Annotated in this window: 8 protein-coding genes and 1 tRNA gene; 4 read left to right on the forward strand and 5 right to left on the reverse strand. The window is 71.5% G+C overall.

The window, feature by feature from the left end; translation table 11 throughout:
• Positions 1-51: 51 nt before the first annotated feature.
• Complete coding sequence (locus ACFY9I_RS15475) at positions 52-570, reverse strand: gluconokinase, GntK/IdnK-type (protein WP_391001738.1); 519 nt, start codon at positions 568-570, stop codon at positions 52-54.
• Between the two features lie 142 nt (positions 571-712).
• On the opposite strand from ACFY9I_RS15475, the gene ACFY9I_RS15480 reads away from it, so the two are divergent.
• The gene (locus ACFY9I_RS15480) at positions 713-1,444 is read left to right on the forward strand and encodes an FCD domain-containing protein (RefSeq protein WP_391001740.1); all 732 of its coding nucleotides are present in this window, start codon (positions 713-715) and stop codon (positions 1,442-1,444) included.
• Here the strand turns inward: ACFY9I_RS15480 and ACFY9I_RS15485 are convergent.
• From ACFY9I_RS15485 to ACFY9I_RS15500, 4 genes are all read right to left on the reverse strand, one after another.
• Positions 1,441-1,899, reverse strand: a complete 459-nt coding sequence (locus ACFY9I_RS15485) for a YchJ family metal-binding protein (RefSeq protein ID WP_391001742.1) — start codon at positions 1,897-1,899, stop codon at positions 1,441-1,443. The two genes, ACFY9I_RS15480 and ACFY9I_RS15485, sit on opposite strands and share 4 nt — an antisense overlap.
• A gap of 31 nt (positions 1,900-1,930) precedes the next feature.
• Positions 1,931-3,313 (reverse strand): M1 family aminopeptidase, encoded by a 1,383-nt coding sequence (locus ACFY9I_RS15490; protein WP_391001744.1) that lies wholly within the window; start codon positions 3,311-3,313, stop codon positions 1,931-1,933.
• A gap of 68 nt (positions 3,314-3,381) precedes the next feature.
• Entirely contained in the window at positions 3,382-7,248 is a 3,867-nt protein-coding gene (locus tag ACFY9I_RS15495; RefSeq protein ID WP_391001746.1) for a Pls/PosA family non-ribosomal peptide synthetase, read from the reverse strand.
• A 280-nt stretch (positions 7,249-7,528) separates the two neighbouring features.
• Positions 7,529-7,613: transfer RNA gene (locus ACFY9I_RS15500), tRNA-Leu, on the reverse strand.
• Between the two features lie 199 nt (positions 7,614-7,812).
• Between ACFY9I_RS15500 and ACFY9I_RS15505 the strand changes: the two genes are divergently transcribed.
• From ACFY9I_RS15505 to ACFY9I_RS15515, 3 genes are all read left to right on the forward strand, one after another.
• Complete coding sequence (locus ACFY9I_RS15505; protein WP_391001748.1) at positions 7,813-9,138, forward strand: M20/M25/M40 family metallo-hydrolase; 1,326 nt, start codon at positions 7,813-7,815, stop codon at positions 9,136-9,138.
• A 179-nt stretch (positions 9,139-9,317) separates the two neighbouring features.
• Entirely contained in the window at positions 9,318-9,551 is a 234-nt protein-coding gene (chpH, locus tag ACFY9I_RS15510) for a chaplin ChpH (protein WP_391001750.1), read from the forward strand.
• Between the two features lie 131 nt (positions 9,552-9,682).
• A partial coding sequence (locus tag ACFY9I_RS15515; RefSeq protein WP_391001752.1) for a chaplin family protein occupies positions 9,683-10,315 on the forward strand: 633 nt, incomplete at its 3' end.

The raw sequence follows: 10,315 nt of genomic DNA on the forward strand, positions 1-10,315 counted from the left end.
CACCCGCAGGCGTACGGCGAGGGACCCGCAGTCGTACGGCGACGCGCGGTCCTACGTCGACGCCGGATCGCAGTCCCGCAGCGCCGCGACCGCCCGCTCGGCGATCTCCTCGGGCTCGCCCGAGACGTCGACCGGGACGCCCGCCTCGTCCGCCTCCAGCGGCTGCAACGTGGCGAACTGCGAGTCGAGCAGCGCCGTCGGCATGAAGTGCCCCTGCCGATGGGACATCCGGTCCTCGATGAGCGCCCGGTCACCGACGAGGTGGACGAAGACGAGTCCGGGCGCGGCCGTCCGCAGCCGGTCCCGGTAGGTGCGCTTGAGTGCCGAGCAGCTGACCACCCCGCCGAGCCCGGCCCGGTCGTGGGCCCAGGCGCCGATGGCGTCCAGCCACGGCCACCGGTCCGCGTCGTCCAGCGGAGTCCCGGCCGACATCTTGTCGATGTTGGCCGGGGGGTGGAAGTCGTCGCCCTCGGCGTACGGAACGCCGAGCCGGGCCGCGAGCAGAGGGCCGATCGTGGTCTTCCCGGTGCCCGCCACGCCCATCACCACGACGACATGAGGGGTACGCATCGCTACCTCACCGTCTACGTCGACATTGAGACGTCACCCGACGCCGACGACACTGAAACCCATTAGATACGATGAATTCAAGCCCCTGACCCAAATAAGTCTGACTTTTTCCCCGCTCCGTTCTCCTCGTACCCTGATCCCCATGACCACACCGGGCCGAGGGCTGCACGGCCGAGTACTGGACACCCTCGGACCGGCGATCACGGCGGGCGAGTATCCGCCGGGAAGCGTGCTGCGCACGGACGAACTCGCCCAGAGCTTCGAGGTGTCCCGTTCGGTGATGCGCGAGGCCGTCCGTGTCCTGGAGTCCATGCACCTGGTCGAGTCCCGCCGCCGGGTCGGTGTGATCGTCCGGCCGTCCGCCGCGTGGAACGTCTACGACCCCCAGGTCATCCGCTGGCGGCTGGCCGGCGCCGACCGCCCGCGTCAGCTCCGCTCGCTCACGGTCCTGCGCTCGGCCGTCGAACCGGTCGCGGCGGGCCTCGCCGCCCACAACGCCACCGCCGAGCAGTGCGCCGCACTCACCGAGTGTGCGATCGGCATGGTCGCCCACTCACGCGGACACAAACTGGAGGGGTACCTCCACCACGACGTCGCCTTCCACCGCCTGATCCTCGACGCCTCCGGCAACGAGATGTTCGCCCGCCTCGGCGACGTCGTCGAGGAAGTCCTCGCCGGCCGCACCCACCACGACGTGATGTTCGACGACCCCGACCCAGCCGCCGTCACCCTCCACGTCCAGGTCGCCGAGGCCATCCGCGAACACGACGCCCCCCGCGCCGAACGACTCACCCGGGAGATCACCGTCGGCGCCCTCCAGGAACTCGACATCCTGGCGCCCAACAGCCCCTCACCAGCCCCCAGTTCTCCCTAGGCCAGGAACTCCCCGTCCACGTACACCCAGGCCCCGTCCACCCGCTCGAACCGGCTGCGCTCATGCATCGCGCCGCCCCGGAACGAGGCCCGGAAGGTGACCGTGCCGGTGGTGTGGAAGGGGGAGCCGTCGTGGGTGTCCAGCACCTGGAGGCCGGTCCAGCGCATGGTCGTGTCGAAGGAGACCTCGGCCGGCCGCGTGCGGGGATGCCAGGTGCGCAGGAGGTAACCCTCGTCGCGTACGACGAAGGCGCTGTAGCGGGACCGCATCAGGGCCTCGGCGGTCGGAGCGGCCGCGCTCCCGGAGTGATAGCGCCCGCAGCAGGACTCGTACACCTCGGGGAGCCCGCAGGGACAGGTGCGAGCGACCGACGAGGAGACCTGGGAGGAAGCCGTCGAAGAACCCTTGGACGAGCTCTTCGACCTGGCCCTGGAGCTGCTGCGGCGCGATGACATGCAGTCATTCTGCCCGCCGCCCGTCATGGTCCTACGCAAAACCCGCGTTGGTGGGCGGATACGGAGGGCGCGCCGGCACCCCGGGGTCCCTCGGTGACGGCAACGGCGGCAGCGCGGCCTCGTGCAGCCACGCCGTGAACAGCGCGTCCAGCGGCCCGTCCGCGTACCGCGCGGCGTGTGCGGTGAAGGCCGCCGTCGTCGCGGCGCCACCGCGGTGGACTGTCGCCCAGCCGCGCAGCATTCGGAAGAACGCGTCGTCGCCCAGGGCACAGCGCACGGCGTGGACCGTGAGGCCGCCGCGCTCGTAGAGCCGGTCGTCGAACATCAGCTTGCGGCCCGGGTCGGCCAGCCGCAGGTCCTGAGGCAGCGCCGAGAGCTTCTGGTGGGCGGCGGCGGCCAGTTGGTGCGCCGTACGTCCACCGGAACGCTCCGACCACAACCACTCGGCGTACTTGGCGAACCCCTCGTTCAGCCAGATGTGCCGCCAGTCCGCGATGGACACACTGTTGCCGAACCACTGGTGGGCCAGCTCGTGCGCGACCAGCCGCTCCCAACCCCGCGCCCCGTCCACGTGGTTGGCCCCGAACAGCGACAACCCCTGTGCCTCGACCGGGACATCGAGCTCCTCCTCGGTCACCACCACCGCGTACTCCCCGAACGGGTACGGCCCGAAGAGCCCCTCGAACAGCTCCATCATGGCCGGCTGACGCGCGAAGTCCCGCGCGAACTCGGTGAGCAGGTGCGCGGGGATGTGCCCGTGCTGCGGCACACCACCGGGCCCCGGATCACCCAGCAGCACCGTCTGGTACTTGCCGATCGACAGTCCGACCAGATAGCTGGACGTCGGCGCCGACTGCTCGTAAACCCAGGTCGTCGTGGACGCCTTCGCCGTACGGGTGAGCAGCCGCCCGCCCGCCACCACCTGGTACGCGGACGGCGCCGTGACCGAGATCTGGTACGAGGCCTTGTCGGCGGGCCGGTCGTTGCACGGATACCAGGACGGCGCCCCGACCGGCTGGCTCGCCACCAGCGCCCCGTCGGTCAGCTCCTCCCAACCGAGCCCGCCCCACGGGCTGTTCACCGGTTTGGGATTGCCCGCCCAGTGGACCTCGACGGTGAACGCGGCCCCCGCCCGGACCGGCTTCGCCGGCCGGACACGCAGCCGGCCACCCCGGTGCGTGTAGTGCGGCGCCCGACCGTCGACCCGTACCCGGCCGATCTTGAAGTCGGCGAGATTCAACTGGAACTCGGTGAGCGGGGCACGGCCCGCTATGGCGTTGAGCCGCGCGGTGCCCGACAGCCGGTTCGGCCCCGGCCGGTAGTCCACGGCCAGCTCGTACCGATGCACCCGGTAACGGGAATCACCGTTCGCCGGGAAGTACGGGTCCGGACCACCTGACTGCTGCACCGCCACCGCCGCTTCTGCTCCCCGCTGCGCGCTCGTACGATCTCCCTCGCCCCCCGACGTCGCACGAGCCGCCCTCAACGGCGCCATGCCTCGATCGGGTTGCCCAGCCACCGGGTGTCGTCCGGGACGGACTCCGCGGCCATGACCAGCGACGCCGGCCCCAACGTGGTGCGGGCCCCGACCACACTGCCGGGCAGGACGATTCCGCCGGGGCCCAAGGTGGCACCCTCACGGAGCTCCACAGTATCCGTCCGCAAGATCCGGTCGTGGAAGAGGTGGGTCTGCAGGACGCACCCCCGGTTCACCGTGGCCCCGTCACCGAGGGTGACCAGATCGGTCTCGGGCAGCCAGTAGCTCTCCATCCACACGCCCCTGCCGATCCGCGCCCCCAGGCCGCGCAGCCACAGGTTTAGCACCGGCGTCCCCGGCACCGCTCCGGCCAGCCACGGCACGGCCAGCACCTCCACGAAGGTGTCCGCCAGCTCGTTGCGCCACACGAAACCGCTCCACAGCGGATGCTCACCCCCGCGGTGCCGCCCCACGAGCAGCCACTTCGCGACGATCGAGAGCACACACCCCATGGCCCCGGCACCCAGCAGCACCACCCCGCCCAGCAACCACGCCCAGCCGCCCAGCAGGCTCAGCGCCGCGACCGTCGACAGCGCGAGCCCCGCCGAGCAGAACACCGGCACGATCCGGCACAGCTCCACCAACGCCCGCGCCCACAGCAGCCGCGCGGGCGGCTCGTACGTCCGGCTCCGGTCACCGCCGGACGCCGACCGGGGCAGCCTCACCGGCGGCAGCCCCAGGTACGAGCTGCCCTTCTTCGCCTTCTTGGGCGTCGCCGACAGCACACCCACGAGGCCGCCGTCCGGCACGGAACGCCCCGGCGCGGTCATCCCGGAGTTCCCCAGGAACGCCCGCCGCCCGATCTCCGCCCGCCCGATCCGCATCCAGCCGCCGCCCAGCTCGTACGGTGCGGTCAGCGTGTCGTCCGCGAGGAACGCCCCGTCCCCGACCGTCGTCAGACTCGGCAGCGCGAGGACGGTCGACACCTCGGCACCCTTGCCGATCCGCATCCCGAGCAACCGCAGCCACACCGGCGTCACCAGCCCGGCGTACAGCGGGAACAGCGTCTCCCGGGACCGGTCCATCAACTGCGTCACCGTCCACGCCTGCCACCCGACCCGGCTGTGCGTCGGATGCGTGCCCTCCCACAGCCCGAGGCTCAGCAGCCGTACGGCGACGAGCAGCAGCAGCGCGTACGCCGCCCCGAACGCGAGCGTGGCCGGCACCAGCCCGACCACCGCGCCCCCGAGCGCCCCGCCGAGCCCGGCGTCCGGATCCACGAACAGACTCAGCACGGCCAGCGCGGCGACCCCGGCGAGCACCGGCAGCGCCGTCAGCCCGACCCCGGTGACGCCGTACGACGCCCGCCAGAACAGGCTCCGCCGCGGCCGCTCCTTGGGCCAGTTCCGCTTGGCCTTGCCCAGCTTGACCGCCGGCGCCCCCGCCCAGCGCTGGCCGGTCGGGATCTGCCCGGCGACCGCCGACCCCGGCGCCACCTCGGCCCGCTTGCCGACCCTGGCCCCCGGCAGCAGCATGCTCCGCGTCCCGACGACCGCACCGGCGCCCACCTTCACGGGCGCGATCTCCAGCCGGTCCCCGTCCAGCCAGTACCCGGACAGATCCACCTCCGACTCGACGGCCGCACCCCGCCCGAGCTTCAGCATCCCGGTCACCGGCGGCAGCGTGTGCAGATCCACGTCGGCGCCCACCTTGGCGCCCAGGGCGCGGGCGTACCGCTCCAGCCACACGCCGGTCAGCGAGGTCGCCCCGCTGAACTGGGCCAGCCGCTCGGCCGCCCACAGCCGCAGATGCACGCTTCCACCCCGCGCGTACCGGCCCGGCTCGACACCGCGCAACAGCAGCCGCGCACCGCCGGCCGCGACCGCGAGCCGCCCCGGTGGGGTGAAGAACAGCACCGCCCCGGCCGCCACGGCCCACCAGGGCGCGGTCGGCAGCCAGGCGTACGGCCCGAGCAGATTCCCGAGCGCGGCCAGCGGAACGACCCACCGCAGCCCGAGCAGCGTGAACAGCGGGACGAGCAGCACCAGCTGAACCAGCCGCGCCCGCACCGGCACCGGTGCCACGGCCCGCCGTGGGCCGTCCTCCCCGCCCGACTCCTCCAGATACCGCGCCAGCGACCGCAAGGTCGGCCGCTGGTAGATGTCCAGCACGGCGACGCTCGGGTACCGGCTCCGCAACCGGGTCGTCAGCCTGGCGGCGGCGAGGCTGCCGCCGCCGATCGCGAAGAAGTCGTCGTCCGCGCCGCCGACCGGGACGCCCAGCACCTCCGCCCACTGCTCGGCCAGCCACGCCTCGGTCCCGTACAGCTCCTCGGCCGGCCCGGCGGTGTCCAGATCCGCGAGCGGCCACGGCAGGGCGTTCCGGTCGACCTTCCCGGACGTCCGGGTCGGCAGCTGCGCCACCGGCGCCAGCAGCGGAACCAGCGCGGCCGGCAGTTCCGCCCGCAGCCTCTCGACGGCCGCCGCCCGGTCCCACCCGTCCTGGGTGACCACATACCCGACGAGCAGTTGGTTCCCGCTCCGCGCGGTCCGTACGGCCGCCGCGGCCCCCGCGACGCCGGGCAGGGCCTGCAACGCGGCGTCGACCTCGCCCAGCTCGATCCGCCGGCCCCCGAGCTTGATCTGCTCATCGGCCCGCCCGAGGAAGACCAGCCCCTCCGGCTCGGCCTTCACCAGGTCACCACTGCGATAGGCGCGCTCCCAGCCCAGCGACTCCAGCGGCGCGTACTTCTCCGCGTCCTTCTCGGCGTCGAGATACCGCGCGAGCCCGACCCCACCGATCACCAACTGCCCACTGCCACCCATCGGCACGGGCACTCCGGCCTCGTCGACCACCGCCAGCTCCCACCCGTTGAGCGGCAGCCCGATCCGGACGGGCTCCTCACCCGACATGAGCGAGGCACAGGCGACGACGGTCGCCTCGGTCGGCCCGTACGTGTTCCAGACCTCCCGCCCCTCCGTCACCAGCCGCTGCGCCAGCTCAGGCGGGCAAGCCTCACCGCCGAAGATCAGCAGCCGTACGTCGTTGAGGGTCTCGGGCTCCCACAGCGCGGCCAGCGTCGGCACGGTCGACACGACCGTGATCTCCTGCTCGACCAGCCAGGGCCCCAGATCCGCGCCGCTCCTGACCTGCGAGCGCGGCACCGGCACCAGACAGGCCCCGTACCGCCAGGCCAGCCACATCTCCTCGCAGGACGCGTCGAAGGCCACGGAAAGACCGGCCATCACCCGGTCGCCGGGTCCGATGGGTTCCTCGGCGAGGAACAGCTCGGCCTCGGCGTCCACGAACGCGGCGGCGCTGCGGTGGCTCACGGCCACGCCCTTGGGTTTCCCGGTCGACCCGGAGGTGAAGATGATCCACGCGTCGTGTTCGAGCCCGGGGCGCGCGGCGGGCCGGTCGGACGCGCCCTCGACGGTCAGCCGGTGCCCGGCTCCGATGACCGCCCGCACCTCCGCCTCCCCGAACACCAGCTCGGCCCGCTCGTCGGGGTCCTCGGCGTCGACGGGCACGTAGGCGGCGCCGGCCGCCAGGACGGCCAGGATGGCCACATACAACTCATTGGTCCCGGACGGCACGCGCACGCCGACCCGGTCGCCGCGGCCGACCCCGGCGGTCCCGAGCCTCCGCCTCAGGTTCTCCACCTCGGCGGCCAGGGCACGGTAGGTGAGACGCCGCTTTCCGTCGTCCAGCGCGGGCTCGTCCGGATACGACCGCACGGACGCCTCGAAGACGTCCACGAGCGTGCGCGGCGAGGCGGCCGGACCGGCGGTGAAGCGCGCCGACCCGTCGAATCCCTCGGTCAGCTCTCCGTCGAGCAGCGCCAGGTCGGGACTCTCGTACACGGCGGCCATCGGATCCTCGCCTCTCGAACCCGGACCAGCCGGGGGCACCGACGGGCCGCCAGGTCTGCCTGGGGATGTTCCGTCATGGCGCCGAACAAGCCCAATACTGTAGTGCTCGGGTGGCTACGGCCTGTCGTGTCGGCCAAGCGGAGGCATCCACCGGGCGACGCGGGGGCGTGAACCTGAACCCTGTGACCTGGTCTTTTGCCGAACGGGAGAGATGTCGCCCACGTTTTGTCGCCCGAAACGCCGGAAGGCCGCGACCAGTTGGTCGCGGCCTTCGCCGATGTGTCCGAGGGGGGACTTGAACCCCCACGCCCGATAAAGGGCACTAGCACCTCAAGCTAGCGCGTCTGCCATTCCGCCACCCGGACAAGGTGTCTGTCGTGCGGGGTTTCCCTCGCGGCGACGAAGGAAACATTACCAGGCTTTCCGAGGCCCCCGATCACCCCCGTCCCCGGGGCGGCCGGGCGTGAACGGCTTGTGAGCAGTGGGTCCCGGTCTTGGGACGAGCGGTGGGGCAGGAGGAGGATGAGGGGGGAACCACCAGCAGCGACAGCGGGAGGAAGCAGCGTGAGCGAGACGGACACGGGCAGGCGCGTGACCGGCGAGGACGAGGTCGTCGACCTCTGCCGAGAGCTGATCCAGATCGACACCAGCAACTTCGGCGACCACTCGGGGCCGGGGGAGCGCAAGGCCGCGGAATATGTCGCCGAGAAGCTCGCCGAGGTGGGGCTGGAGCCGAGAATCTTCGAGTCGCACCCGGGCCGCGCCTCCACGGTGGCCCGCATCGAGGGCGAGGACCCGTCCCGGCCGGCGCTGCTCATCCACGGCCACACCGACGTCGTACCGGCCAACGCCGCGGACTGGACCCACCACCCGTTCTCCGGCGAGGTCGCGGACGGCTGTGTGTGGGGCCGGGGCGCGGTCGACATGAAGGACATGGACGCGATGACGCTGGCGGTCGTCCGCGACCGGCTGCGCAGCGGCCGCAAGCCCCCGCGCGACATCGTGCTCGCCTTCCTCGCCGACGAGGAGGCCGGCGGCACGTACGGGGCCAAGCACCTCGTCAAGAACCACGCCGATCTCTTCGAGGGCGTCACCGAGGCGATCAGCGAGGTCGGCGGGTTCTCGTTCACCGTGAGCGAGCAGCGGCGGCTGTATCTGATCCAGACGGCCGAGAAGGGCATGCACTGGATGAAGCTCACCGTGGCCGGCACGGCGGGCCACGGGTCGATGATCCACCGGGACAATGCCATCACGGAGCTGTCGGAGGCCGTCGCACGCCTCGGCCGCCACACCTTCCCGGTGCGGGTCACCAAGACCACCCGGGCCTTCCTCGACGAGCTCGGCGACGCGCTCGGCATCGAGCTGGACCCGGAGAACATGGAGGGCACCCTCGCCAGGCTCGGCGGCATCGCCAAGCTCATCGGCGCGACCCTCAGCAACACCGCCAACCCCACCCAGCTCGGTGCCGGCTACAAGGTCAACGTCATCCCGGGCGAGGCCACCGCGCACGTCGACGGGCGGTTCCTGCCCGGCTTCGAGGAGGAGTTCCTCGCCGACCTCGACAAGATCCTCGGCCCCAAGGTGCGGCGCGAGGACGTGCACTCCGACAAGGCGCTGGAGACCTCCTTCGACGGAGCGATCGTGGACGCCATGCAGTCCGCGCTGCTCGCCGAGGACCCGGCCGCGAAGGCGGTCCCGTACATGCTCTCCGGTGGTACGGACGCCAAGTCCTTCGACGACCTCGGCATCCGCGGCTTCGGCTTCGCGCCGCTCAAGCTGCCGCCGGAGCTGGACTTCGCGGGCATGTTCCACGGCGTCGACGAGAGGGTGCCGGTGGAGGGTCTGAAGTTCGGCGTGCGCGTCCTCGACCGTTTCATCGACGCGTCCTGACGTATCGGGGCTCTGACGTATTCACGTCCTCCGTATCGCGTTCCGACTTATTCGGCCACGCGTACGAAGGTCGACCGTGTCGAGTGAATCGGACCATAAGCTCGTAGCTCCATTACTCCCTCCTCGTTACAGGTGATGCGACTCGCTACTTGGGGTCGCTTTGCCAACAAGGAGGAACAATGCTCAAGAAGGTCGTCGCCACTGCGGCTGCCACCGGTGGTCTGGTTCTCGCGGGTGCGGGTCTGGCCGTCGCCGACGCCGGCGCCCAGGGTGCCGCCGTCCACTCCCCGGGTGTCGCGTCCGGCAACGTCGTCCAGGTGCCGGTTCACGTCCCCGTGAACGTGTGCGGCAACACGATCTCGGTGATCGGGCTGCTGAACCCCGCCTTCGGCAACACCTGCATCAACAAGTGACGTTGTGCCTCACCCGGTGAGGGTCTGAAAAACCGTCGGCCCCGGAGTGCGCGCCATGCACTCCGGGGCCGATCGGTCTCCCGACAAGGTGCAGAAGATCAGAACATAGGGCTAAGGCAGGTAATTCAGTAATGCGACAGGTCACCCGCAAAGGCCTCATGACGGTGGCGGCCGCGTCCGGCGTGTTCGCCGCGGCGGGCGGTTACGCGCACGCCGACTCCGGCGCGCAGGGCTCCGCCACCAACTCGCCCGGCGTGCTGTCCGGCAACACCGTGCAGGCGCCGGTGGAGGCCGAGGTCAACGTCTGCGGCAACACCGTCAACGTGGTCGGACTGCTCAACCCGGCCGCCGGCAACAAGTGTTCCAACGGCGGTGGGGGCGGCAAGCACGCCGGCCACGGCCACGGCTCGTCCCACGACGGTTCCCAGGCCCGTGGACACGCCGGTGACTCCCCGGGTGTGGCTTCCGGCAACGTCGTCCAGGCTCCGGTGAACGTGCCGGTCAACGCCTGCGGCAACAGCGTCAACGTGGTCGGCGTCGGCAACACGGCCGTCGGCAACGAATGCTCCAACGGCGGAGGCGGCTACCACCACGGCGGCGGCTCCGGTGCGTCGCACGGCGGCGGCTCCCAGGCCGACGGCCACACCGGCGACTCCCCGGGTGTGGCCTCCGGCAACGTCGTCCAGGCTCCGGTGAACGTGCCGGTCAACGCCTGCGGCAACAGCGTCAACGTGGTCGGCGTCGGCAACACGGCCGTCGGCAAC

This window comes from Streptomyces sp. NPDC012510, from assembly GCF_042955065.1.
In the GTDB taxonomy this organism is placed as follows: Bacteria; Actinomycetota; Actinomycetes; order Streptomycetales; family Streptomycetaceae; genus Streptomyces.